Genomic DNA, 25,437 nt, shown 5'->3' with positions numbered 1-25,437 from the left:
CGTGGGCCCGCAGCCATTCCTCGGCGTCGGCCAGCCGAAAGGCTGGGCGCGCAGCTGCTTTGGCCGCAGCCTTCCGTGGCCGCTTGGCCTTACGAGGCTCCTTCGGCATCTACGCGGGCGTATGCCGGTCCAGCCGCTTGCGAAAAGGTCTGCCTGCCTCACATGGCGTGATCGGCGGTGCGCCAGCCGAAGCAGCGGCGTGCAGCGGCGTGCAGCGGCCTCAGATGATCAGGGTGCTGCGCGAGAAGCCGGTACAAGTTGTCGTTCGCCGAGCATCTGCGCATAGATGTGGCGCTGCGGGACGGTCAGCGATCGATGGATGGTGTCGACGTCGGCGGGCGCAGCGGATATGCGCAGATGCAGAAGCAGGTAGAGGGTGGCGATGCGGAGTGCGGGGTCGGGCATCATCGCCTTGAGGATGTGGCCGGTGCTGTGCGGGGAGCGTTGGGCGACGCCTTGAAGCACCGCGGTAACGGTTGTCGCCGACGCGTCAGCGTGGTGCAGCGTGTGCAGGAGCGCGATGGTGCACGGTCCGGAGCGTTCTCGTCCTGCCACCATGGCCAGGTGGCGGGCTTTGGCCTTGTGGCCTCCGCGAAGGTAGTCAGACAGCTGCGCCGTTAGTTCGTGCGCCGACCAGGTACAGGCAGCTTGCAGGGTTCCCTGGTCGTTCAAGTGGTCGTCGGCGGTGCTGCGCAGTCCATGCAGAGCAAGCTCATTGACTTCGGTCGGCGTTGCAGGGCGTCCGGGACGCTCGTCACGGGCGGAGAGTTGCGTGGTGGTGTTGTAGGTGTGGGGTGCGAGCCAGGATCTCAGATCGAAGCATTCGAAGAAGCTGAGCTCGGCCGCAATCCTCTCGATGCTGGTGGCGGGCCGAAGCCGGGCGATGGTTTGAACTGCCCGTTCCAGGTACCACCAGCGTCCGTGCTCCTGGATGAGCATGAGAAGCGCGGTCATCTGGTGGTCTGGGGACGTGGCTGCGACTGCTTCCAGGAGTGCGAGGGCTCTGTCGGGGTGGTCCCCCAGCTCGAGCAGGCGTTGAAGGAACGAGTGTGCGGACGCGACGGCGTGAGGGTTCAGGCGGTTGGCCACCGCGTTCCATTGTCCGGGGTTATCCGGAGTGAAAGGGCTGGTGCTCGGGTTGTCCGGCGGCTCGTCGTTGTCCGGTTCGCTGCCCTGTAGGCGGTCCAGTTTGTCCGCCCCGGCACTGAGGTGAGAGCGGATCTTGACCAGCGTCTCAGCCACCGAGCCGGCATCGATCGTGCTGGTGGGGTCGGCCATCGCGTGATCCTGGCCGTCGGCCTGCTCGTGAGAGCGACGGCGTTCTGCGGCCAGCTGGGCGCGCAGGTCTTCGACTTCCAGCCGGGCGGCTGCCGCCATCTGCTCGGCCCGATCACGTTGCTCCTGGGCTTCGCGCAGCGCGTCCGCAGCTTCCTTGTTCTGCTGGTGGGTGACTGCGATGTTCCGGTTGACTCCGTCCAAGGTCAGCGCCTGTGCTTGCTGAGCCAGCAGCTCGTCCCGTTCGTTCTCCAGCCGCGACACCTTGCTGTCGAGGGCATTGACCATCATGCGGAGGTGAACGATCAGCTCGTTCTTTTCTCCCCGTTCGCGTTCGAGGTCGACCAGGCGTTGAAGCTGGCGGACAAGGTCGCTCTCGATCTCCTGTGGCGGGCGGGGCACCGGAACTTGGCGCTGCGTCTTGCCGGCTGCTTCGTACGCCTTCCGGTGCAATTGCCGTGCACGTTTGAGCTGAGCAGCCCGCACGCCTGCGGGTACGGTCACCTCAACGAGTCTGCACACGGTGGCAGCCTCAGGCAGTGCCCTTGCGGCAAGGAACTCGCTCAGCCTTTGCGTCGAGTACCCCACCGCCCGCTTGAGCTGCTCAAGAGTGCTTCCGCTCTCCTTGACGTGAAGGCGCAAGAAGGTGGCCAGCTCGCGTAACTCGGCGCTCGCGTGTTCATCCAATGCCCCCCATGGCCTACCCACGAATCCCCCAGGCGTCCGGACAATCCTGTTTGTACGGAACGTTAGCGGCCCGCTACGGCTTGTGCGGCCTGCTTGAAAGGTTATCTGGCGCAACGAACCGGCCTGACGGACAAGAACCGATTTGGTCCCCTTGGAGGACACGGCGCGCAGCCGCAGCAGCCTCACTCCTTAAGGACGGACCATGCAGGACCCGACCACCATGTCTGCCGATCTCCTCCGACGTGAACTCGCCCGCCTGCAGCGCCTCGACGCAGCTGTCGAACGGTTCCTGCTCACCGCAGCCTCCGGTCTCGGCGTCACCAGCGCCACCGGGACCGGCGTCGCAGTAACCGCCGCCGCAGACCACAACATCGGCCTCTTCACCGGTGCAACCGCCCTCGCCGTCGTGCTGGCGGAACGCGCCATCGCCATGCGGCGGCGGGTAGCCCGCCGCCGGACCCATCGCACCAGCAACCGCACCGCCTGACGCGCTGACGCCGCGGCGCCCCCATGCAGTTCCGTCGCCTACCGACCCGCAGGGCTCCGGCAGAAGCCTGGAGAGGCAGCGACGTCGTTGATCGTGGCGGTGGTCCTGGACTGCGCGCCTGGAAGCAGTGGCGCGCACGGTAGCCGTCGTACTTGCGCAGCCCGCCACAGTCTGAGCCGGCACACAGCGGAGCACGTCGCGCCCGTGGCGGCACAGGGCCCTGCTGCGGGTGTCGGCCAAGGCCGCCCACAAGGCGCGGCCTTGGCCAGATCCAGAAGCCGTATTCATACCGATCGAAAGTCCCTCAGTCAGGCTGAACTCACGGCCGACGTGCCGGTGAGAATCGTGTCACCAGCCGCAAACGTCAGTGATCAATCCTCGGACGTGGCAGGCCTGGGCAGTTCCGCCGTGTTGGTCGCCTCGGCAAGTGCGAGGCGATCGCTTGCGTCGGCACGCATCCGCGTCCACCCCACCGCGGCCGGTCAGGTCCCGCAAGGCGACCGGGTCCGAATGGCTGGAGCCCCGTGCTCACGCCACCCGACGCGACACCGGCGCCAGCAGTTCCGAGCCCGGACCAGGTACTTCGCGGCGCAATACCCAGGCCTAAGACGATGTGGGCAGTAGCTCCGCCATTCGGCCCCGGTTCGCTCGCGCGCCTTGCCGGACCGAGGTGTTGTTGACCGGATGCGTGCCGACGTCCAGCGCATGGGTGGCGTCGGGCCCTGAACCGGGAAGGACAAGACATGCACATACCTGCACCGATAGCGGGCCGTCGGCGTCATGCCGCGGCCCTCGCCGCGGTGGTGATCTGCTCGACGGCATTTACCGGACCGGTTCACGCTCCGGCCGGTGGCGCGCCGTCCCCTTCCCTGCCCGCCCCGCAGCTGGACTGGAAACCCTGCGTCCAGGGCAGTCCGTTCGACTGCGCGACCGCGAAAGTCCCGCTCGACTACGACGACCCAGGTGGCCGCACCATCGAACTCGCCGTCGTCAAACGGAAGGCCACCGGCCCCGGACAGCGCATCGGCACCTTGTTCTTCAACCCCGGCGGACCCGGCGGCCCCGGAACGGTCCAGATGCCACAGAACTACGAGTCCTTCCCGCGCGAGGTGCGGGAGCGGTTCGACATCGTCAGCTGGGACCCCCGCGGCATCGGCAACAGCACCGCGGTGAACTGCTTCGCGAGTCCCGAGGAAGCCGCAGACTGGGCTGCGAGCAAAGCGGCAGGCTTCCCGGTGGGAGAGAAGGAGCGGGCGGCCTTCACCGCCGCGTACGACGAACTGGGCCGACGCTGTGAGCAGCGTGCCCCCGAGCTCCTGCGCCATGTGTCGACCGCCGAGAACGCTCGCGACCTCGACCAGCTTCGCAAGGCGGTGGGTGACCAGCAGCTCACCTACTACGGAATCTCTTACGGCACGTACCTGGGCGCCACCTACGCGAACCTCTTCCCCGGCAGGGTCCGCGCCATGGTCTTCGACGCCAACTGGGACCCGCAGGCCTGGACGAACAACGCCTCCGACGAGGCCCCCCAGACCACGTCGTTCCAGCGCTTGGGCTCCGGCCGCAGCGCCGCGGAGACCGTGAACCGGTTCCTCACGTTGTGCGGATCCACGACGACCGCCCGCTGCGCGTTCTCCGCCGGCAACCCGAAGGCGACCCAGGACAAGTACGACCAGCTGCTGAAGCGGCTCCGAAAGGAGCCCGTGGGCACGTGGACCTACGCCGGCACGGTGGCCAACGTGGTGAACAGCCTCTACGACGTCCAGCTCGGGGGGACGGAACTCGCCGGCAGGCTGCAGGACCTGTGGCAGGGCCGCGTCCCGGAGCCGTCCCCCCTCCCGCCCCCGCCACCGGTGCCCAACCCGAATCCGTACCTGGGCGAGGAACAGAGCACCGCGGTCTTCTGCGGCGACAGCCCCAACCCGCGGGACCCCGGTGTGTACGACACCCTGGCAGAGGCCGAGGCCGCCCGTGCGGGGGACACCGGACGCTACTGGATTTGGGCCTCCGCGGGCTGTGCCTCCTGGCCGGCCGTCGCCGAGGACCGCTACCGCGGCCCATGGAACAAGCCGACGGCGAACCCCATCCTGGTGGTCGGGAACACCTACGACCCCTCCACTCCCCTGTCGGCCGCGCAGGCTATGGCGAAGGAGCTGGCCAATGCCCGCCTGCTGACCCACGATGCAGTCGGGCACACGGCACTGCTCAACCCCAGCAGCTGCGTCAACGCTTATGCAAGCCGCTACCTCATCGACGGCGCCCTCCCGCCGACCGGAACAATGTGCCGCCAGGACGCGCCTCCCTTCGCCGCACCCAAGCCGCGCGGCGGTGTGGACACCGGTGGGGGCGGGTTGGCCGTCGCCGCGCGGTAGGACGACACGCTGGCCGAGACCGGTTCGGGAACGACACCACCCCACGACTCCCGCGCCCGATGCACCCGGCTCCGCCGCCCGCCGGCCGCCGGCCATGACCGACGAACAGGGACGTCACGCCCGCGACCTGCTCGCCCGCCCGGCGAACACCGTCACCTCGATCGCGAAGCTCCTCGGAGTCTCCCGCAACACCATCTACAACTAGTGCCCGAACTGAAGGGCGGCCCTCTCGCGCTCGTCGAGTCGACCAACACGGCAGAACTGCCCCGACCCTCCAGGTCAAAGGACTGATCACCCCTCGTTTGCGGCTGGGTCGGGCCGGGCCGGGGCGCGGTACTGGCCTTGTGACCAGCCCGTTTCCCCGACCCGCCCGCCGCACCCGCCGTGCGTGTCTCCACGCAACGGGCGCTCCACGTGCCTTGACCGGTGGTCAGTCGCCTGTGCTGGCGACTGGTCGCTACGGCCGGATTCCTGTGCTCCCCGTGCGCTCCCGGCTCCGCGAAGGTCCGGGAGAGCCACCGCACCCAGTTCCCGGGCGTGCTCACGGGTCTTTCCTTCGCTGACGCCGCGGCGGAGGAGCACGTCCTCGTGTCCGCCTACGCCGATCTGTTACGGGAGCACGGTTGGTCGGTTCGCGAGCTGCGGACCGACCGGCCTCGCCTCCTCGTCTCCCCGCCTCCGTGCCGGGAGTGCTCGACCGCGACCGCCCCGCTCACGGTCGACGGTGAGGACGTCTGGCGCTGCCCGGACCCTAAACATTTCCGGATTCCTTGGCTAGTTCTGTGGTTCGGCGAGCACTGAGGCACGCGCGAACTCCTCGAAGGCAGTCGGTGCTCGGCCGAGGAGTCCGGCCAGCACCCGCGGATTGCCGACCAGACCGTGCGCGTCGTAATGGCGGAACATCGACAGGAGGGTCTCGACCGCGTATTGGCTGAGACCACGACGTTCGGCGGACCGCTGCCAGTCCTGCCGAGAGACCTGGCGTGCGGTCACGGAGCGGCCAAGAACGGCGGACAGACAGCCAGCCATCTGGCGGGGGGTTAGCGACTCGGGGCCGGCCAGCTCGTACACCGCCTCCACGTGCCCCTCTTCGGCAAGTACAATGGCAGCCGCCTCAGCGACGTCCCGCAGGTCGACGACGGCGAACGGCGCGTCGACGCGGTACGGGACGGGGTAGTCACCGTCGCGTGTGATCGCCTCGCGGGCGTCGAGGACGTTCTGCTGGTAGGGCGCGGGCTGAAGTACGGTCACGGCGAGCCCCGACACAAACAGTGCCTCTTCGACGCGCAGCTTTGCCTCGTGATGCGACATCGCGCGCAGCTGCGGCCGCAGCACGGAGTGGAACACGACCCTGCCGACACCGGCGCGGCGAGCGGCATCGATCAGGGCGCGGCCCATGCCGAGCTCGTCGGGGTGGACGTTCGGCGCGATGTGGTAGACGGCGTCGACGTCGCGTAGGGCGTCGGCGAGCGCGGCGGTGTCGGTGACATCGATGGGCTGCGCGCTCACCGCCCCGGCGGCGTGGGCGGCGGGCATTTGCTTGGCACAGTGGACGAGGGCGCGGACGGGCAACCCGCGCCGGGACAGTGCAGAGGTGACGGCGCGCCCGGTCTTGCCGGCGGCGCCGGTGATGGCGATCATGTAGCCACGCTAGGCAGCGGCACGGGTTCGGTCACGAGCGGCGTTCGCCAAGCCGAGCACCTCAGCCCTGTCACATCCTGCGCCGGGCATCTGAGCCATCAAGGTGCAACGTGCAATGCTGCTCCGCAGCGCGGCGGAGCATCAGAGACACCGGCCGCGCGCGGCGCGTGCCGGGGTGGTGAGGCCCCTTCTGCCTCGCCCGGACTTCAAGATCATCCCGTTGCCCCTTTGGCGCGTATCTCGGTCACACGCCCACGACGTCGTCGCGAAGCCAGTCCAGGTCCCCCAGGGTGATCGAGGCAAACTGCTCCAAGTCGTTGTACCGGCACGTGGACGTGTCCGTCACTGCGTGGAGACCTGCCACGACCGATCTGCCGAAGCCCGGGCCACTTCGGCGTCGTATTGATCGGCGTCGAAGTGAAATGCCGGGGGCCGCGCTTCGTCGCCGGGCACCCGCCAGCCAGACCACACCACGAAGCACCCCTGCCGCTGCACCAACACCGAGAGGTAGCCGCAACATCCGCCCGTGCACTCCGGCTCCCCCAACACCACGCGACGCCGCGCTCCGGTCGCCCACAGCGGGCTGCGACCGTTGGCGGGCAGAGCCTCTTCCGCGAACGGGCCACGGCCTCCCTCGCCGAGCGCCTCCGCCACCACATCCTCGCCGTCGATCCACAGCCGCAACTGGGCAGCCCACCGGGACCCCGGCGGCAGCACTCTGACTTCAAGCCGGTTGAACATCCGATCACCCTATGGGAGGGCCGGCCACTGCAGGCCAACTCGGATGCTCGGCCGGGCCTAGCTTGGCCGCGTATCCACGGCGACCAGATCGAACTTCTGGGTCATGGCGCCGGCGACGTTCGGCATGCCGATGTGCATCGCCAGCCGCAGCTGCTCGATGGAGGAGCCGCCGGCTCCGTCGTTGAGGAGCAGGGTGCCCTGGCGGTGGGCCCGGTCATCCGCCGGGCGTCGGACCAGGGCGAGGGTGGTCCGGCCGGAGTGGGGGTGGGCCCAGTCCACTGGTACCTGGATCGATCCGCACTGCATGTACTTGAAGTCGGTGTCGGCGCAGGCGTGCCAGTCGATGCCGGTGGCGGAGGTCCGCTGGTCGGCATCCTCGGTCTCCGCGAGCGCCGGTACGGCGATGGCGGCTATGAGCGCGGAGAGGGCGGCGATCCCACCGGCGCTTTTCCGGATCTTGTCATGTCGGCTTCCTTGATCGTGTGCCTCGGCCTGCGGGTTCGAGGCGTTGTTCGGGGTGCTTCCGGGGAGGAGGCGGGGCCCGGAGGTACGCCGATGCTTGCGGAGCTGTGGGCGCTGCCGGCCCGCGAGCGTCGCGCGGGCCGGCAGCTGCCTGGGTGGGATGGCGTTTCGGCGGTGTGCGGTTGTTCGATGTACGCCTCGCGAGTCGGCGGCGTTGGAGGCGCACAAGCGGCTCAAGGAGGGTCGGCAGGTCCCGTCAGGGCTCCGGGGCCAGTCAGCCTTGCGTCACTCGCCGCTGGTCGAGCTCAGGTGCGTTTCGCTGTGGGTCAGCCCTGGGTGGCCTCCAGGGCGGCGTCGGGGATCCAGGAGCCGTGGAGTCCGGCGCTCACCCGTTGGGGCAGGTGGACGGTGGCGACCCGGTCGAGGCCGGAGGCGTCGAGGACGAGGAGCTGGGAGGCGTCCTGCTTGAGGTCTGAGGCCACGGTGAGGAGGTAGCCGTCGTCCTCGCGGGTGGCTCCGGCAGCCGGGACGAACACTGCTTCGCTGGGCATGCGGGCGTCGCCGACCTGGTGGATGCGGCGGGCGCCGGTGGTGCGGTCGTACTTGACGATGCCGTAACCGCCGAAGCCCTTCTCGTCGGGGAAGGAGATGGCGTACTGGTAGCGGTTCTCGGAGCCCAGGTAGTCCTCGTTGAGGGTCGGGAACTCCACGGTGAGGTCGTCGATGATCTGCTCGTCGACGCTACCGGTGGCCATGTCGACCACCCAACGGCGCGTGTAGGAGCGGGCGACGGGCTCGGTACCGCGCCCGGGGGCGCCCACCCACCAGTTCCAGGAGAGCTGGAAGCCCTCGCGGTCCACGGTGGGGCCTTCCAGGACGATGCGGCCCTGGCCGTCCTCGTAGGCGTTGGCGACGTGCAGCAGGTTGCCGGGCTCGATGGAGAACCAGCGGACCTGCGGGGCGCCGTCGGTGCCACGGGGCACGATGCCGATACGGGCGGCCTGGGCGTCGCTCCAGCCGTAGGGGATGCCGGAGTGCTCGGCCGGGTCGAAGGTGACATTGCCCTCGATGAAGACCACATGGCGGCGGGTCAGGGCGAAGTCGTGCTTGAGGGAGGCGGTCGCTCCCGGGATCTCGGCGCTGTGGACGATCCCGCCCTTGGCGTCGGCGACGTAGTACGTCAGGAACGGCGGGAAGGGCGAGGAGCCGAAGAAGTGCAGCTCCCCGGTGACCGGGTCCTCCTTGGGGTGCGCGGTCATCGCGCTGCGCAGCCTGCCGTCGAAGTCGTACGCGCCGACGGTCTCCAGGTCCGGGGTGAGCTCGAAGGGAAGGTTCGCCTCGCACAGCGCGAGCAGCCGTCCGGCGTGCTCGATGACGTGGGTTCCGGCGGCGCTGGCGGTCAGGTCGGGACCGCGCTCGGTCATGTAGGGGGCGCCCTCGAGGGCGGGGGTGTGCACCCAGCGGTTGCGGTACCACTCGGCGCGCCCCTCACGGAGGCGGACGCCGTGGACCATGCCGCTGCCCTTGAACCAGTGGGTCGGGGTGACGCCAGGCTTGGGGTTGTGGCCGTTGCGGATCAGCCGGCCGTCCAGCTCCGGGGGCAACGTGCCCTCCACGGTGAGTCCGGTGGCGGTGACCTCGTCGGCGACGGGGGTGAAGTGGCCGGTCAGGTAGGGCTTCGCAGCAGTCATGGCAGAAATCTCTTTCAGTGGATGTGATGCTTTTTGTCAGGCGGCTTGTTCGGCACGGGCCTTGAGGTGGGAAAGCCAGTTCTCCAGGGAGTCGTGGAGGACCTTGCCCAGGTGGTCGGCCGCGGCTTCGACCGGGGCGCCGCCCCAGGACTCCTCGGTGCGGACGGTGACGTGGTCGCCGTCCTGCTCGAACGTCCACACGTGAATGCCGGTGATGCCCTCGGCGGGGCCGCCCCACACGATCCGCTCGGCGGGGACCAGTTCGCTCACGGTGGAGGTGATCTCCAGGCCGTGAGTTCGCCAGCTGAAGGAATTGCCGGGCATCAGGGGGCCGTTGAGCTCAGCCCGGTCGATGTCGGTATTCCAGGTGGGCCAGGCCGCGATGTCGGTGTGCAGTTCCCACACCGTCGCGAGCGGGGCGTTGATCTCGGTGCTCAGGCGGACGATGACGGGGGCGGTCTCGTCGATGGTGACCATGGGGTTCCTCTCTGGATGACATGTTTCGGTGACGCGGTTGATCCATTGGTTCAGCCGGATTCGGAGATTCAGCCGGATTCGGAGATTCAGGCGGGTTGCGGGTCGGAAGCCGGGCCGGTGCAGGTGGTTGCGGTCCGCGGGCTGGTGCTGCGGGTGAGGAGCAGCGCGAGGAGAGCGGTTGCGGCCAGGACCGCGGCGGCGACGGTGAAGACTGTGCGGTAGCCGGCGGTGAGGGCTTCCAGATGGGGCTGGTGGGCGGACGCTTGGACGGTGACGGAGCCGGCCAGGGTGGCCAGGGCGGCGAGGCCGATGGCGCCGCCGACCTGGCGGGTGGTGTTCACCAGTCCGCCGGCCAGGCCCGCGTCCTCCCGTGGAACGCCGTCCACGGCGAGCGCGGTGAGCTGGACGAAGGCGATGCTGAGGCCCAGGCCGATCAGGATGCTCGGGCCGAGGAGGTTGGCGAAGTAGCTGCCGTGGGCGGTGATTTGTGACAGCCACATCAGGCCCGCGGCCTCGGTGAGCAGGGCTGCGGTCACGGTCGCGCGGGCCCCGATGCGCCGGGAGATGCGCGGCGCCAGGGAGGCGCCGAGCATGTTGGCGCCGGCGAGCGGGAGTTGTCCCGCTCCGGTTGCCAAGGGGCTGGATCCGAGGACCTGCTGCTGGTAAAGCGGCAGGAAGAAGAACAGGGCGATCCACACCGAGCCCAGCAGCGCCATCAGCAGGTTGCCCGCCGCGACCCGGCCGGTGGTGAACAGCCGTGGCGGTATCAGTGCGTTCGGCCGGCGGCGCTCGATCACGGCGAAGGCCGCGAGAAGCGCGGCGGCGGTCCCGAGGGCCCCCAGCACCCGGCCGTCGCTCCAGCCGGTGCCGCGTGCGGTGGTCAGGCCCCAGACCAGGCAGGTCAGGGCGAGGGTGACGGTGGCCGTGCCCAGCAGGTCAAACCGCCCGGCCTTCCGTCCGGGCGCCCGTGGCACGAACGCAGCCACGGCGGCCAGGACCAGCGCAGCCCCGAGCGCGACCGAGTGGAAGATCCAAGGCCAGCCCCACGCCTGGGTGAGCACACCGCCCAGGAGGACGCCGCCCGCTCCTCCCGCTCCGGAGACCGCTCCCCACACCCCCAGTGCCTTGCCACGCCCGGGGCCGGAGGGGAACTGGTCCATCGTCAGGGCGAGGGCGGCCGGGGCTATGGCGGCGGCGCCGAGTCCCTGGGCCGCGCGTGCGGCGATCAGCACGTTCGAGGAGACGGCCAGTCCTGCTGCCAGCGAGGCCACCGCGAACAGTGAGAGTCCGGCGATCAGCACCCGGCGGCGGCCGAGGAGGTCGGCCGCCCTCCCGCCCGCCAGGAGCAGTGCCCCGAACGCCAGGCCGTAGGCGTTGACCACCCAGGTGGTTCCGCCGTCCGACAGGCCGACTCCGGCGCGGATCTGCGGAAGCGCCACGTTGACGATCGAGGTGGCGAGCATGACGGTGAACTGCGCCGCGGCGAGTGCCGCGAGCACGGCTCCCGGCCGGGGGGCTTGGCGTACTGCCTGCTTCGTCTGCGTGCGTGCAACGTTCATGGGGCACAGGCTGGTGCGGGACGGTGTCCACTTTCCAGGCCCGGCAGGGGCGGGGACTGTCCACTGCTGTCCGCACCCGTCCACCCGCATCTGCCTCAGCGTGCGGCTTCGGTTGCTGTCAGGGGCCGTGCAGCTCCTGCTGCCACAGGGCTTCGCAGAGCAGGTCCAGGCCCTGGCGCAGATGGCGACGGTAGGTGCCGTACGGAAGGCCCAGGCGGCGGGCTGCGGCCTCCTGGGTGGGTGCACCGGAGAAGTAGCCCGCCGTCAGCGCCTCGCAGGCGCGCACTCCGCGCGGGTCACGGGCGAGGTCGTCGACGGCCCGGCGCAGCAGCTCGCGCAATTCCCCGGCAGGATCACCGAAATCGGCCGCTAGACGGGCGCGCATCAGGGCACAGGCGGCGAAGGCACCCGCGTCGCGCCAGTGCGCCAGCGCCTCACGCACGGCCCGGTCGAACGCGTTACGCGAGATGGGCGACGGTCCGGGCGGAGCCGGCACTTCGGTGGCCGATATGAAGCGGCGAAGCCAGCTCTCCACGGGTTCCTGGCGCCAGTCGACACTGAACAGCCCGTAGGTGTGCTCACCGACTCGCGGGCGCGCCCCTGTGTCGCTGAGGGTGCCCTTGACGCGCTCGGCCCATGTCTCGGCGTCCTGGAAGACGGCGAAGCCGTAGGCGCGGCCGCGAGCACGGGCGGCCTCCGCCTGCGCGCGGGAACTGCTCAGGTCGATGACGCGCGAGGGGACCTGGTACCGCTCGGGGTAGATCGAGAAGCGGCTGATGCCGATGTGTTCGCCGGGGCTCACCGGCACGGTGGCGTCGGTGTGCTCCCACGCCGCGGCGACGACGGGGTCGGTGGCCAGGTCCTGGGGGTCCGGAGGGGCCGGCAGAGCCAGCCGGGCAGTGAACGCCACGATCCGGCCCGTACTCACGAGACGGTAGACGCTGAAGGCCTGCGGCTGGCGCTGCGCCCAGTAGCGGACCAGTTCCGCGGAGGCGGCTCCCTCGGTCTCCTCTGCCATGCGCAGGACGACATCGATGTCTTCCGGGTGCAAAGGACGGTCGTGCACCTCGTCCTCGCGGGACCAGGTGCGCAGTCGGGCCAGGGTCTTCCCCTCCCGGAAGAGGTAGAAGAGCTCGTCGGTGACGGTCCACACCCGCTCCTCGGGTGCCTCGCGCAGTAGGCGCAGGTACTCGTCCGCCAGGCGCTGGCGCATCGTCTCGAAGGCGTTGGGTGCACGCCAGCGCAGGTCGGCGGCCAGCGTCTCGCGTGCGGCGTCGTGCGGGTAGAGCCCCCTGTGTGTGGGCTCCATGAAGGGCAGGTCCCTCAGCCAGGAGAACAGAAGATGGGCGTCCTCTCCGGGCAGCACCGCGTCGAGGAGTTCCTCGGTCGTCGAGTGAGCCTGTGCCGCCACCTCCAGGGCGCGACGGTGGGCCGCCGTGGGCACCTCACCGATCAGCCCCGCCAACAGGGTGCGCAGGACGTCCGCCGAGGGCGCCCAGAGTTCCTCCCTGCCGCAGCCCGACGATCCTGCTGCGGCCGCGAGGGACAGAGCCAGCGGGTTGCCTCCGGCGAAGCGGAGCACCCGGTCCCGTAGTTCGTGCCGGATCTCCGCCGCGACCAGCAGGCTGCGGGCCTGTTCCTCGGAGAACGGTTCCAGTTCCGTCACGTGCAGGAGCCCGGCCCAGGCGGGGTCGGCCGTCCACTGCGGCTGCGGAGCGCGCCGGCCGGCCAGGACGACCAGCGTGTCGTCCGCGGCACGGGGCAGGAAGTGGTGCCACAGCCAGCTCTCCAGCCACTGGCAGTACTCGAAGGAGTCCACGACCAGGACCGTGCCCGGAACGTCCAGGAAAGGACCGGCCGCGCGCTCGAAATCGGCCGGGTCCCGGCTCACGAACCGGCCGTCGAGTTCGACGAGCAGCCGGCCCACCGCACGAGCGTGGTCAGCCAGACGACGCAGCAGCGTCGACTTCCCGATGCCGCCCGGCCCGAACACGTAGAACACGAACGGCGCCTGCGGATCGCCGGCCAAAGCCTCCCCGAAGCGCCCGAGTTCCTCGTCCCGGCCGATGAAGGCCCGAACTCGCGCACTGCTCAGTCTCTCTCCCACGGACACCATGGCGGCTCCCATCCTCCTTGTACCTGCACCGGACAGCCATGCCCGAGGACACCACCCACCGGTGTCTCGCGGAGACAGGCACCGGCACGAGGCACGTGTGACGGTGCTCCGGCCCCTCCCATATTCGCCCCCCACCGACCGATCGAACCCACGCCGCATATTTTGTTTGAAGTGGTGTCGTATCCGGCACGCGGAGGCCGATTCCGCCGCCCCAGGAGCGCTGCTCCGTCTGGGATCCTAACGGAGGCGTCGGGTGTGCCGGTGGGTGGTGAGGCGGGCGGCGAGGCGCACGGACGTTGTTCTGTTGTCTTCCGACGATGGTCCCAAGACCCGGGGACCGTCGGGGCCTTCAGTAAGCACCGAGGTTTGCATTCCGTGTCACTTGATGAGTCCCAGGTTCTCGTCGTCGGGGTGACCGGCGATCAGAAGGGTGGTCTCTTCGACGCGCTGGAAGCGGCCGTCGGGGGCGAACCGGGCGAAGAGGTACACCTCAGTGCGGGAGGTGTGGCCGTTGTGCTGGGTGAGGGTGACGGTATGCCGGTCGGCATAGCACAGTCCGTCGCGAAGTTCGTCGTGGACCTCGACGTGCCCGCTGCGGATGAGGGAGCGGAGGCGTGTCATGTGCTGGGTGAAGGCGGTTCGGTCGCTCCACACGCCGTCGGTGCGTTGGCGGTAGTCGGGGGTGAAGTGTCGGTCGAGGGCTTCGGTGAGGTCGAGGCCCGGGGTGAACAGCAGGTCGTTGATGGCTCGGGTGATGTCGGTCGGTGTCATCGCTGCTCCGTAGGAGGGGTGGTGGGATCCAGGGCGGCCTTGGCTCCCGGAGTCGGGGAGGAAGGGGCTCCGGCCTGCCTGGCAGAGGCCGGGGCGAGGGGCGGGCGTCAGCCGCGGCCGGTGCAGCCTGCGTGGACGGGGGTGAAGTCCAGGGACAGGGAGGCGGGACCGCGGGTGTACAGGCCGGTCTCCCGGTAGTGGAACCCGGGGCTGTAGCGGACCTGGTCCAGTAGGGGGAGGAGCATCGCGGCGACGGTCTCGATCTCGGCGCGTGCGAAGGCCGCGCCGACGCACTGGTGGAGTCCGGTACCGAAGGCCAGGTGCTGGGCGGCGGCGGTGAAGGAGCGGGCGGTGCCCAGGTCCGGGCGGTGGATGTCGAAGGTGTCCGGGGCGGTGAAGGCGTCGGGGTCGCGGTTGGCCGCGCCGATCATGCAGAAGACGGTGGCACCTGCCGGGACGGTGGTGCCGGCGAACACGGCGTCCCGCTCCGCCTGGCGGGGGATGAGCTGGACAGGCGGGGTGTAGCGCAGGGTCTCGGCGATCGCGGCGGGCAGCAGGTCCGGGTCCCGGCGGACCTGCGCCATCTGCTCGGGGTGGTCGATCAGGTGCTTGAAGAGAAAGGCCAGGGTCTTGTCCGCGGGCTCGGTGGCGGCAGCCAGGACGTTGATGATCAGCGCGGTGACGTCGCGGTTGCTCATGGCGATGCCGTCGAACTCGGCAGTGCACAGCTTCGATATCAGGTCCTCGCCCGGGTGGCGGCGCCGCTGTTCGATGACGGGGAGGAGGTAGGCCTCCAACTGCTCGGCGCAGTCCAGACAGTGCCGGCGGCGTTCGGGGGTGAGGGCGATACTGGTGATGAACTCGGCGACCCCGCTGTGCCAGGCGGCCACCTGCTGCCAGTCCTTCTTGTCCAGGCCGAGGACATCGAGCGTCACGTGGACGGCGAAGGGCTTGCCGAAATCGTTGACGAGGTCCACCCGGCCCTGGGGAAGGAAGGGGGCCATGAGTTCGGCGGCGTTGGCGTGCACGGCGCGTATCTGGTCCTGCAGGGCCTCACCGGTGAAGCCCCTCACGACGATCTTTCGCTTGGCAGTGTGCTCGGCCCCGGTCATCTGGGCGAGGACGGGCCCGCGCATCACCGGCTCTGCGCGCACCTGCAGCGTCTCGGTGCTGAACGCCTCATGGTCGGTCAGCACCCGCTTCACGTCCTGGTAGCGGGAGAGGAAATAGCTGTCGATCGCCGGCTCGTAGTGCACCGGAGCCTGCTCCCTCAGCCATGCGAAGCAGCGGTAGGGGGCAGCGGCGAAGTCCTCGGACAGGATACTGAAACGGGGATTGACCACGGGCATGACGGAGAACCTCTCAAAGTGGGCAGTGCCCGGAAAGAACAAGTACCGGGGAGGCGGGACATGGACCGTCAGCGGCCCGAGCGAAGCTGGGCAGCAGGCCCCAAGGCAGAACCGGGCGGCGAGGATCTGCTCGCGGGTTCCCGCGGCTGCCGGCGGCGAGCACCGACTCACCGGCGTTCAGGACCGCCGGGTACCGCGGGACGAAGGACGTTCGGGCAGCACGTAGAAGTCGAGGGCCACGGTTGGCAACGCCCGTAACCTGGTCGGGATGCATGAACTGCCGTGTGATGCGCCCCCACCTCCACCTGTAACGTCCGCGAGAGAGTAGGCAAGCAGACCCACCCGGGGTACAGGATGAGGGAACGGCGGCACTGGTTCCGGTCGCGGGGAGGGCTTCTCACTCAGCCCACGAACACTCGACTCGTCATCCATCCGGCCCGTGATCGCGGAGCGGGGCGAAGGCATGGCCGCCGACCAGGGGGCCGAAGCTCTCACGGCGGCCGGTGTCCCGGCCGTCCATCCGCAGAGAACGCGGTTCCAACAACATGAACAGTGCGTCCTCGGACGGGTCGTCGATGTGGTCGCCATTCTCACTGTCGGCTCAGGAGTACCGAGGCCCCATCGGACCTGCCTCCCCCTCAAGATGCTGAGCTGTGATCACCGTTCAGCATGGCATACGGGGTCGACGCCGTCGGCGGGTCAGTAGGTGTTTTCGATCGTGAGGGCCGCTTAGCTTTGTCAGCGTTGTGGCCCGCTCACCAGGTGCTGGCCTGATCGTAGCTCATGGGGATTGGGTTGTGCAGGCAGGTCACGGGGGGCGGTTCGCATGGGGCCGGCCTCTGTTTGTGCACGTCGTACGACTACAGGGTGTCGGGGACCTCCGTCGCGGGCCTACGTGCCTCTTCCGACCGGTCCGGCAGGCGCGCGACACCGTCGGACTCCTGTATATCCGCCTGCCGGCCACCGCCGCGTCGTGTCCGCCGCGTGCCGCGGCACGCGGCAATCTCGCGGTCCTTGCCCCTGCGGTCGCCGACTGGTCGGCGTCGGACCCGGCAGGCTCGTCGGGGCCCTGGTGGAGCCTCCGATCCTCTCGCACCCGGATCAGCGCTTAAAGCAGATATTTTGCTTTTAGGGACTGCAGGACATAGGCTCCCTTAAAGCAAAGACACTGCTTTAGCTTGGTGGAAGGACGTCATGGACCGCGCCGCCCCGGGAGCACTCAAGCCCCACCCCCGACTAACCAGGCGCTCGTCGTTCGCACTTGATGCCTCAATTCTGGTCGCCCTGCTGGCCGCATCAAGCGCCCCCACTCCCCTGTATGCGATCTACCAGGACCAATGGGGCTTCTCCTCCCTGACTCTCACGGTCATCTTCAGCGCGTACTCCATGGCCATGCTGCTGGCCCTGCTGATGACCGGATCTCTCTCGGACCACCTCGGTCGCCGCCCGGTCCTGGTCGGCGCGCTCGCTGTCGAGGCTTCGGCCATGGCGCTGATCGCCGCGGCCGACGGGGTCGGGCAGCTGCTCCTCGCACGTGTACTGCAGGGACTCGCGACCGGTCTGGCAACCAGCGCCGTAGGCGCGGCGCTGCTGGAACTGGAGCATCCGCGGCGGGCCGGCAGTGCCGCCCTCACCAACAGTGTCGCCCCTATGGCCGGTATGGCCATCGGTGTCCTCGGCTCGACGTTCCTGGTCCAGTGCGCGCCGGCGCCCGGCCCAACAGTGCATCTGGCGCTGCTGGGCGTGTTCGTGCTTCAGTCTCTCGCCCTGCTCTTTACCTCCGAGACGGCCAGACGCAGGCCAGGGGCACTGCGCTCGCTGCGCCCCACGGTCAGGGTGCCCGCATCCGCACGCAAGGCAATGCTCATCGCGGCACCTGGCGTGGTGGCCGTCTGGTCACTCGGCGGATTCACCTCGTCGCTGGGCCCGGGACTCGCCCGACTGATAGACCCGGACGTTCCCCAAGCCATAGGCGGCCTCCTCTTCTTCACGCTGACCACGAGCGCGGTCCTGGCCGTATGGGCAGTCCGTCGCCTGCCGGCCACGACGCCTCTGTTACTCGGGGCCGGCGCCGTACTCCCCGGTGTCGGACTGATCCTGCTCAGCGTGCAGGTGAACAGCCTCACCGCGCTGTTCGCAGGTACGGCCCTGGCCGGTGTCGGCTTCGGCGCGGTGTCCCAGGGAGCGCTGCGCACCGTTCTGCCCCGCGTCGCCACGGCGGACCGTGCGAGCACGCTGGCCGCCTACTACGTGCTGAGTTATCTCGCCATGAGCCTGCCGACCGTACTCGCCGGCCTGCTGACCGTGCACTACGGACTGCTCACCACCACACTGGTCTTCGGCGCCACGGTCGCCGCTGCGGGCACGACCGCTCTGGCGGTGGTCCTGAGAGGCGGGCGTATGCAGACCCGCCGGAGCCAGGCGACCGCGCTACCCCAGCCGGGAACCGCCGGTACCACGACCGCTTCCGTACGGCTCGCGTCGCTCACCTGCCCGACGCCCTCTCGTGCCACCTGCCCGTCGCGTACCGGCCAGGGCGATTTCGATGGCTCCCCCTCAGCCCCCGCGCGACTGCGGTGCCCCACGACGGCTCGACCGTGATCGAACCCCTACCGCAGCCCGCCTCCCGACCGGCGCCACGGCCGATGTGGTCGGGCAAGTGCCCCAGCCGCGCCCCTTCCGCGCCGATGATCGCGGATCCGGCATCTGGCAGTCCTCCGGCGGCTGTTCGCGGACCGGGCTGCCCGAGGGAGCACTCCGGGATCATCCGCCGCGCCGCCCTGTACGGCTCCGGACCGGGCGAAACCCTCGGGGCTTCGAGGCCGCGTCCGCCCGGCTGTACCGATTCAGACGCCAGCGCATGCACGACTGGATACGCGCCGGTCCCACCAGGGTCTGCTCCAACTCGTCGGCGTCATCTGTGATGGCTGCCCGGCACGGCCCCGCGGCGGCCGGTTCAGGCACGCCGGATTGCGGGCGGGCCGACCGGGGCCTCACACGGCGTCACGGCCTCACACGGCGTTTGGGCGCAGGGGCATCAGCCGTGTCAGGGCCGCGTCTGCCAGCGTGCGGGCGTAGTCGGCGTCCAGCAGGCCGGGGCGGAAGAGGATGCGGTACATCATCGGCGCCACCACGTGGTCGATGACCACGTCGGCGGCGGGCACCGGCTCGTCGCGTGCGCGTGCGCGAGTGAGGATGGCCTCGACCTGTTCGACGGCGTAGGCGGAGCACTGACCCGCGTTGCTGCCGTCGGGGTCGCCGGCGAGTGCGTCGCGAATGTAGGCGCGGCCCGCCGTCGAGGACATCTCCTCCAGGAACTGCACGGCCCAGGCTTCCAGGTCGGTGCGCAGGCTTCCCATGTCGACCGGCGCCGTTTCCGGGCGGAGCCGCTCCACGGCCACATCGGAGAGGAGTTCCTGCATGTCGCCCCACCGGCGATAGATCGTCGAGGGGGTGACCCCGGCCCGTTTGGCGACGAGCGGAACTGTCAGCGCCGCGCGCCCGAGTTCCGTTTCCAGGTCGCGGACGGCCTGGTGGACCGACTGCTGGACGCGGGCGCTGCGCCCTCCTGGACGGGGTCGGGGCTGTGAACTCATACCCCTACCTTAACGCTAATTATTCGCTTCAAGAAGTGGCTGCCCCGCTCGCCTTGCGGCGGGGCTTCCCCGTACGCGAGACCGCCCGGACAGGTCCCATGCCAGACCAGCGGATGACCCGCGAGCGGAGCGGGGCCGCGGACCTGCTCGTAGGCGTCGGCCACGTGCAGCACGGTGGCCTCGCCAAGCGGGCGGCCGATCGCGACGGCGGCCCGCGGCGATCTCCTGCTCGGCCTCGGCGGCCACGGTGACATAGGCGTTGACGTACGCGCGACCACATCGGTGCGAGCCAGGACCGACCCTACGAACGACATTAACGCACAATCTTTGCCTTAGCGTCGGGAGGGAGGTACCGTTAACGCAATGTCTGAGCGTTAACGAGTCGGTTCCACCACGGTATCGGCTCCTCGCCCCTCCGCTCCCCCACAGCCCGCTTCTGGAAGAAGATCTCATGACCTCGCAGAACACGGCCCCCGCACCACAGAACCCGGCCCCTTCCTGGACCGTCGGAGACATCGTCGTCCGCCGCATCGACGAGGTGGAACTGCCCCCGCAGACCGGCCCCTGGCTCCTGCCCGGCGCAACACCCGACATCGTCGCCGGCTCACCCTGGCTGCAGCCCGACTTCGCCGACGCCGATCAGGTCCTGCGCCTGGCCAGCCACACCTTCGCGCTGGAAGCCGACGGGCTGCGGATCCTCGTCGACACGGGCATCGGCAACGGCAAGGACCGCGCCAACCCCGCCTGGAACCAGCTCCGCACCGACTACCTCTCGCGCCTGGAGCAGGCCGGTTTCTCCCCCGAGACGATCGACATCGTCGTCCTCACCCACCTGCATACCGACCACGTCGGATGGAACACCCATGCCCATGAGGGCAGTTGGGTCCCCACCTTCCCCAACGCCCGCTACACCGCCAGCCGCACCGAATGGGACTACTGGGCGTCGGTGGACATGGAGGAGGCCCGCAAGCAGATGTTCCGCGACTCCATCCACCCCATCAACGACCACGGCCTGCTCGACCTCGTCGATGTCGGCGCCGACGGACTCGACATCGCCCCCGGCATCACCCTCGTCCCCACTCCCGGCCACACACCCGGCCAGGTCGCCGTCCGGCTGAACAGCCAGGGCAGCACGGCCCTGATCACCGGCGACTGCATCCACCACCCCGTCCAGCTCGCCGAGCCCGACATCCACAGCCACGTCGACATCGACCCTGCCCAGGCCGAGGCGACCCGCCGCGACCTGCTCACCGCCCTCGCCGACACCGACACCCTCCTGCTCGGCAGCCACTTCCCCCCGCCCACGGCAGGCCTCGTGCGCAGCCACCGCACCAGCTACCGGCTCCACCCCGTACCCGCCCGGCCCGTATAGCACTGAATGTCAACTCGCCCCCGCAGCGACAAGCGGGACCGGAGCCGACATTCGTGTTGAACGAAGTGCAACGCTTCGGGCGGTGACTACGTCTAGAAGGCCGGTCAGGCGTCGACGCTTGGCCGCGATCTGATGTACGCCGCCGGGAGGACCCCCACAGTGCCGACCTCGACTCCAGTAGTCCGCGATCAACTGGACTTCGAACCCTTCGCCGACCTCTTCGCCCTGCCGCAGGAAACAGCCGAGCCTGCCGCGGTCGTCGAGGAGCCGGAAAAATCCTACGCGCACGTCTGGACCGTCGCCGCTGAGATCAAGGTCGAGGACCGCGTGGCACAGCCCGCCGACTTCCGCGGCTCGTCCACGACCGTACAGACCACCCGCGTTGACGCCCTTGAGGTGTACTGCCCTTCGCGTCGGCGGCCGTACGAGGACGTCGCCGACCGGGAGTGCGAAGCTCTGCCCGACAACCGGCACCCCGTCGGCGGTGACCAGACCCAGCGAGCCAAGCGGAAGGTCCAGGTCGACGAGGCCCCCGAGCTGCCGTCGACCGCGAAGGCCATCCCCCGCGGTGTGATCCAGCGACGCGGCATCGGCGCCTACGTCGTCTCCGGCGTCTCCGGCGTCTCCCGCACGGCCCGTTAGGACACCCCCCAGTGCCCATCTTCGTTCTCGGCATCCTCCTCGGAGCTCTCTCCGGCGGCGGCACCTTCCACTACACCGGCGACCCTCAGCTCAGCGAAGCCGCCGGGCTCATCGCCGCGGTGGCAACCTGGCTCGGCCTCGCCACGATCCTCTTCTTCCGCCCGGACGACTGACCGACTCGGCAGGCCGAGACGCGAGCCGCGCGGCTTCCTACCGTCCGCCGCGTGAATCCTCCAACGCAGCTCCCGCCCCCGACCATCGGCCCCGGCGTCGCATCGCACGCGCCTGATCGGCCTTCGGGCAGGCACCGGACGGTCGGTCGCCCTGTACCTCACACCGTGGTCCCTGTCCAGCTTTGCCAGGCCAACGGCCATGCCAGAGAGGTGGGCTGAAAAGCCTTCCTGACACGATCCTGACACCTGTTCATTAGCTTTACCCACCATGACCCGCACGACAAAAAGATCTGCCATGTTCCGCGGAAGGCGTGCCCGGCTCGGCGTCGCCGGTCTCGCGCTCGCTGCTGTCGCCGTACTGACGATCAGTCCTGGTACACAGGCCGAGGCCACCGAAACGGTCGGTGTCGTCGAGTATGACCTGGGCGACAACGCGTTCACCGACGCGCCGGACTGGGAGGGATCGGCCGAGATCCGGGCCGTCATCCACTACCCGCGCAAAATTGCCCGCAAGCTGCCGGTGATCGTGCTGCTGCACGGTCAGCAACTCGCCTGCCACTCCGCCCGCGAAGAGGACTGGGGCAGCTGGCCGTGCCCGGCCGGCGTCGACCCCTACCCCAGCTACCGGGGCTACGACTACCTCGCCGACGCGTTGGCCCGGGACGGCTTCGTGGTGGTGTCGCCGAGCGCGAACGGTATCAACCACTACATGGGCGTGGCGCCGCAGCGCGCGCGGCTGCTAGATCGGCACCTGGAGCTGCTGAAGCAGTTCGCCACGTCAGGTGGCGGCCCGCTTGCCGGTCGCTTCACCGACGTGCGGACCGGTCGGCCGACGACTGTCGACCTGAGGAAGCGTCTCGATCTGAGCCGGGTCGGCACGATGGGACATTCCGTGGGCGGCGAGGGCGTCATGTACCAGGCCGCCGACGCCAACCGCGGCGAGCTGCCGGACGGTGTGCGGATCCGCGGCGTGGTCTCGGTCGCCTCACCCTCACCGAGCGGCTTCTACGACACGCTGGTGACGAAGGCCCCGCTCGCGGTGATCTCCGCCGGGTGCTGGTCGCTGGGCGGCGAGGAGTACTTCGAGGACGCCCGCAGCCACTCGGGGGCGAGGGGCTTTCGGCTGCGCGTGGTGAAGGGCAACCACAACTACTACAACACCGAGTGGACCAAGGGGCCGGGCCCGGGAGACGGCGACGACACCGAGTGCCCGGGCACAGTCGGCCGGCCAAGCGCCCGGCAGCAGCAAAGCCTCGCGGTCACCTACCTGCGCGCGTTCTACGCATACACTCTGAAGAATGACAAGTCTGCAATTCCGGTTCTGACTGGCGCCAAGAAATTCCGGGGCATCGACACGGAAGCGAAGAGTTTCTAGCCTCGGTCTCGTGACGGTCTGCCGACGAAGTCGGCAGACCGTTTCTTTTTCTGCGGCTGTAGGCAGGCAGGTCGACAGCCCGAATGTCGCTGAACCGCTCCGGCGCTCAGCCGCCGCCATCGGGTGCCAAGCGGGCGGCGGCGTTCCCGTGTTCTCCATGACGCGCCCCACCAGGTGACCTGGGCGGCCGGAATGTGGCGCAGGCCCACCTGTCTGTCAGTGCACGGTGTGTGCTCGTGCGGGCGGTATAGTCCGGCGCTCCAGGCGACCAACGCCACTGGGTGGTGACGTGCGGTTTGGCGTATCCGAGCGGACTGTGTGGTGCCCGTTCCGACTGTTTGAGGGCAGTGAAGAATCTGCTTCCTGACCGTGCCGCTCGACCAGGCGATCATGCGGTACCGCTCACGCTTCATCGAAACGGAGACGAATATGCAAGGTCAAAGGATTCGATTCGGACTCCTGGGCCCCCTCGAGGCGTGGCAGGGAGCAAAGAGCCTGGATCTGGGGCCCCCGAAGCGGCGGTTGCTACTGGCCCGGCTGCTCGTCGAAAGCGGCCGGCCCGTCTCCGTCGACCACTTATGCCGGGACCTCTGGCCGGCTGACCGCCGCCCTTTGGGAGCCGTTTCATCGGTGCACGCACATATCAGCAGGCTGCGCACGGTACTTGAGCCCCGCCGCGCCACCAACGAGCCGGCCACGCTGCTGGTGCGCCGCACAGGTGGGTACGTACTCGAAGCCCCGCGCGACGCCCTGGACAGCGCTGTTTTCGAGACATCGGTCAACCGGGCCAAGGAACTCCAGAACGCAGGCCGCACCGTCGACGCACGTCAGAAGATCGAGCAGGCGCTGAAGTTATGGCGGGGACCCGCGCTGCGCGAAGCCGCCGACCATGAGTTCGCCGCAGCGGAGATAGCCAGACTCGAGGCGAGCCGTCAACTGGCCGAAGAACTCCGAGTGACCATCCTCCTCGATCAGGGTGAGGCGGAGAGGGCGGTGGGTCTCGCCGAGGGCCTGATCGTCTCCGCACCGCTGCGCGAGGCATCCTGGGCGCTGCTGATGAGGGCGCTGTATGCGACCGGGCGTTCGGCGGAAGCACTCCACCAGTACGAGCGATTCCGGATCGTACTCGCGGAGGACCTGGGCATCGATCCCGGACCGGAGCTGCGCGACCTGCACCTTGCCATCCTGCGCCACGATTCCGCCGTGCTGCGTCCGGCCCGCCCTCAGCGGATCGCTCTCGCCCCGCTGGGCGAGAGCAGCGGCGGCCGACTGCCCCTGTTGGGGAGGTCCTGGGAGTTGGCCCGGCTCGACGCTCTGCTCACGGAGGCCGCCGCCGGGCGGGTGCGCTGGGCCGTCCTGACCGGAGCAGCCGGCGTGGGGAAGACCCGATTACTCGAAGAGACCGCTGCACGCGCGGTAGAACAGGGCTTCGCCGCCGCCCGGTTGCGCTGCTGCCCCGCGGTCGACAACAGCCGGAATGCTGCCTTCTTCGGCCCGGCCGCCCGACTGCTCGCCGAGCTCCGCAGCGAAGCCCCCCTCCCGCAGGACCCGAGGGAGAGCCGCGCCGAGCCACGTCCGCAAGACCGGTCCGAGGACGACTGCCTCGCCGAACTGGTACGGGAACTCTCTGCCCGTCCGGTGTTGTGCGTGGTGGACGACCTCGACGGAACCTGTCCCGCCTGTCTGCGCCTGCTGCACCAACTCGCCATTCTGTTACGGGAGGAGAAGGTCGCCGTGTTGTGCGCCGTTCACGCCCCGGACGAACCGGCGACCGGCAGGCTCCTCGCCGAGCTGGCACGGCAGCGCGCGGCCCGGGTACACCTGGGGCCGCTGGGCGTCGGAGACGTGGCGCACCTGCTGACCGCTGCCGGGGAGGCAGACTCGATCATCGAGGCGGCCGCGCTGCACCGCCGCAGCGACGGCAATCCGTTCCTGCTGCTCGAACTGCTCCAGCTGCCCGCCGCACAGCGCGTGGGCCCCACCGCGCAGATCCCGGCGGCCGTCGCGAGCGTGGTGCTGACCCGTCTCGAAGCCATGCCCGAACCGGTACGCACGATGCTCCTGCATGCGGCGGTGAGCGGCGAGTGCCTGGATATCGAAGTGCTCGCCCACCTTCAGGATCTCTCCCGCGAAGGACTGCTCAGGCTCATTGACGACGCCCTCCTGGCACAGATCCTCGTGTGGCAGGAGGGGGAGACGGACAAGCAGGCAGGGCATTACAGGTTCCACGGCATGCTGCGCGACGCGGTTCTCGCCACGCTGTCGCCTGCCGCCCGGCAGCTGCTGCACGCCAGTCTCGCCACCGCCCTGGAGGCGCTGCCGGGTCGCCATCCCGCCCAGAGCGCAAGCCACTTGGTGCAGGCCGGACCGATGGTGCCGCGCGAGCAGCTCGCACGAGCCTTCCTGAGAGCCGGGCGGCGCTGTGTGCGCGACCGGCAGACCCATGCCGCGATGGTCTGGTTCGAGCGGGCCGCCGACGTCGCCGACGCCGAGCATCCATCGATCTACCGAGAGGCGATACGCGCCACGCAGCGTCTCGAGGCAGACCCCCAGAATCCACTGGCACGGGGAGTGGACGCCCCCACCCCCGCGCTTGCCGTCGTGCACCGGCTCCCAGGCTCTGGCGGCCTTCGCCCGACCAGCCGGTAGCC

19 protein-coding genes are annotated in these 25,437 nt (G+C 69.3%); 8 read left to right on the top strand and 11 right to left on the bottom strand.

The features are described from left to right. Positions 1-228: 228 nt before the first annotated feature. The gene (locus OG293_RS36060; RefSeq protein WP_406002956.1) at positions 229-1,779 is read right to left on the bottom strand and encodes a hypothetical protein; all 1,551 of its coding nucleotides are present in this window, start codon (positions 1,777-1,779) and stop codon (positions 229-231) included. 385 nt (positions 1,780-2,164) lie between these two features. Between OG293_RS36060 and OG293_RS36055 the strand changes: the two genes are divergently transcribed. After that, positions 2,165-2,449, top strand: coding sequence for a hypothetical protein (locus OG293_RS36055; protein ID WP_406002955.1), 285 nt, complete (start codon positions 2,165-2,167; stop codon positions 2,447-2,449). 743 nt (positions 2,450-3,192) lie between these two features. After that, a complete protein-coding gene (locus OG293_RS36050) occupies positions 3,193-4,821 on the top strand; it encodes an alpha/beta hydrolase (protein WP_406002954.1) in 1,629 nt (542 codons plus the stop codon). 774 nt (positions 4,822-5,595) lie between these two features. Here the strand turns inward: OG293_RS36050 and OG293_RS36045 are convergent. The 9 genes from OG293_RS36045 to OG293_RS36005 all read right to left on the bottom strand — a co-directional run bounded on the left by OG293_RS36045 (position 5,596) and on the right by OG293_RS36005 (position 15,628). Then, positions 5,596-6,462: an SDR family oxidoreductase gene (locus OG293_RS36045; protein WP_406002953.1), complete on the bottom strand. Its 867-nt coding sequence runs from the start codon at positions 6,460-6,462 to the stop codon at positions 5,596-5,598. Positions 6,463-6,804: 342 nt separating this feature from the next. Next, on the bottom strand, positions 6,805-7,203 hold the full coding sequence (locus OG293_RS36040; RefSeq protein ID WP_406002952.1) for a hypothetical protein: 399 nt from the start codon (positions 7,201-7,203) through the stop codon (positions 6,805-6,807). A gap of 57 nt (positions 7,204-7,260) precedes the next feature. Continuing rightward, a complete protein-coding gene (locus OG293_RS36035) occupies positions 7,261-7,902 on the bottom strand; it encodes a hypothetical protein (RefSeq protein ID WP_406002951.1) in 642 nt (213 codons plus the stop codon). Between the two features lie 89 nt (positions 7,903-7,991). Next, positions 7,992-9,356: a carotenoid oxygenase family protein gene (locus tag OG293_RS36030; RefSeq protein ID WP_406002950.1), complete on the bottom strand. Its 1,365-nt coding sequence runs from the start codon at positions 9,354-9,356 to the stop codon at positions 7,992-7,994. Positions 9,357-9,392: 36 nt separating this feature from the next. Beyond that, a complete protein-coding gene (locus OG293_RS36025; protein ID WP_406002949.1) occupies positions 9,393-9,833 on the bottom strand; it encodes an SRPBCC family protein in 441 nt (146 codons plus the stop codon). Positions 9,834-9,919: 86 nt separating this feature from the next. Then, entirely contained in the window at positions 9,920-11,392 is a 1,473-nt protein-coding gene (locus tag OG293_RS36020; protein ID WP_406002948.1) for an MFS transporter, read from the bottom strand. Between the two features lie 118 nt (positions 11,393-11,510). Next, on the bottom strand, positions 11,511-13,499 hold the full coding sequence (locus tag OG293_RS36015; protein WP_406002947.1) for an ATP-binding protein: 1,989 nt from the start codon (positions 13,497-13,499) through the stop codon (positions 11,511-11,513). Between the two features lie 387 nt (positions 13,500-13,886). After that, positions 13,887-14,279 (bottom strand): nuclear transport factor 2 family protein, encoded by a 393-nt coding sequence (locus tag OG293_RS36010; RefSeq protein ID WP_406002946.1) that lies wholly within the window; start codon positions 14,277-14,279, stop codon positions 13,887-13,889. Positions 14,280-14,386: 107 nt separating this feature from the next. Continuing rightward, positions 14,387-15,628, bottom strand: a complete 1,242-nt coding sequence (locus tag OG293_RS36005; RefSeq protein ID WP_406002945.1) for a cytochrome P450, cyclodipeptide synthase-associated — start codon at positions 15,626-15,628, stop codon at positions 14,387-14,389. 1,194 nt (positions 15,629-16,822) lie between these two features. On the opposite strand from OG293_RS36005, the gene OG293_RS36000 reads away from it, so the two are divergent. Beyond that, complete coding sequence (locus tag OG293_RS36000) at positions 16,823-18,229, top strand: MFS transporter (RefSeq protein WP_406002944.1); 1,407 nt, start codon at positions 16,823-16,825, stop codon at positions 18,227-18,229. Between the two features lie 410 nt (positions 18,230-18,639). On the opposite strand, the gene OG293_RS35995 is transcribed toward OG293_RS36000, so the two are convergent. After that, positions 18,640-19,224: a TetR/AcrR family transcriptional regulator gene (locus OG293_RS35995; RefSeq protein WP_406002943.1), complete on the bottom strand. Its 585-nt coding sequence runs from the start codon at positions 19,222-19,224 to the stop codon at positions 18,640-18,642. Positions 19,225-19,675: 451 nt separating this feature from the next. Between OG293_RS35995 and OG293_RS35990 the strand changes: the two genes are divergently transcribed. The 5 genes from OG293_RS35990 (at position 19,676) to OG293_RS35970 (ending at position 25,435) form a co-directional block, all read left to right on the top strand. Then, positions 19,676-20,596 carry an MBL fold metallo-hydrolase gene (locus OG293_RS35990; protein ID WP_406002942.1) on the top strand — a complete coding sequence of 307 codons (921 nt, stop codon included), beginning with the start codon at positions 19,676-19,678 and terminating at the stop codon, positions 20,594-20,596. 159 nt (positions 20,597-20,755) lie between these two features. Beyond that, positions 20,756-21,238, top strand: coding sequence for a hypothetical protein (locus OG293_RS35985; protein ID WP_406002941.1), 483 nt, complete (start codon positions 20,756-20,758; stop codon positions 21,236-21,238). Between the two features lie 11 nt (positions 21,239-21,249). Further along, positions 21,250-21,411, top strand: a complete 162-nt coding sequence (locus OG293_RS35980; RefSeq protein ID WP_406002940.1) for a hypothetical protein — start codon at positions 21,250-21,252, stop codon at positions 21,409-21,411. Between the two features lie 295 nt (positions 21,412-21,706). Continuing rightward, on the top strand, positions 21,707-22,786 hold the full coding sequence (locus OG293_RS35975) for a hypothetical protein (protein WP_406002939.1): 1,080 nt from the start codon (positions 21,707-21,709) through the stop codon (positions 22,784-22,786). 390 nt (positions 22,787-23,176) lie between these two features. Further along, positions 23,177-25,435: a BTAD domain-containing putative transcriptional regulator gene (locus tag OG293_RS35970; protein ID WP_406003818.1), complete on the top strand. Its 2,259-nt coding sequence runs from the start codon at positions 23,177-23,179 to the stop codon at positions 25,433-25,435. Positions 25,436-25,437 lie beyond the last annotated feature (2 nt).

Source organism: Streptomyces sp. NBC_00829 (assembly GCF_045161795.1).
GTDB lineage: Bacteria > Actinomycetota > Actinomycetes > Streptomycetales > Streptomycetaceae > Streptomyces.
This window is presented reverse-complemented; position numbering and strand designations above follow the sequence as displayed.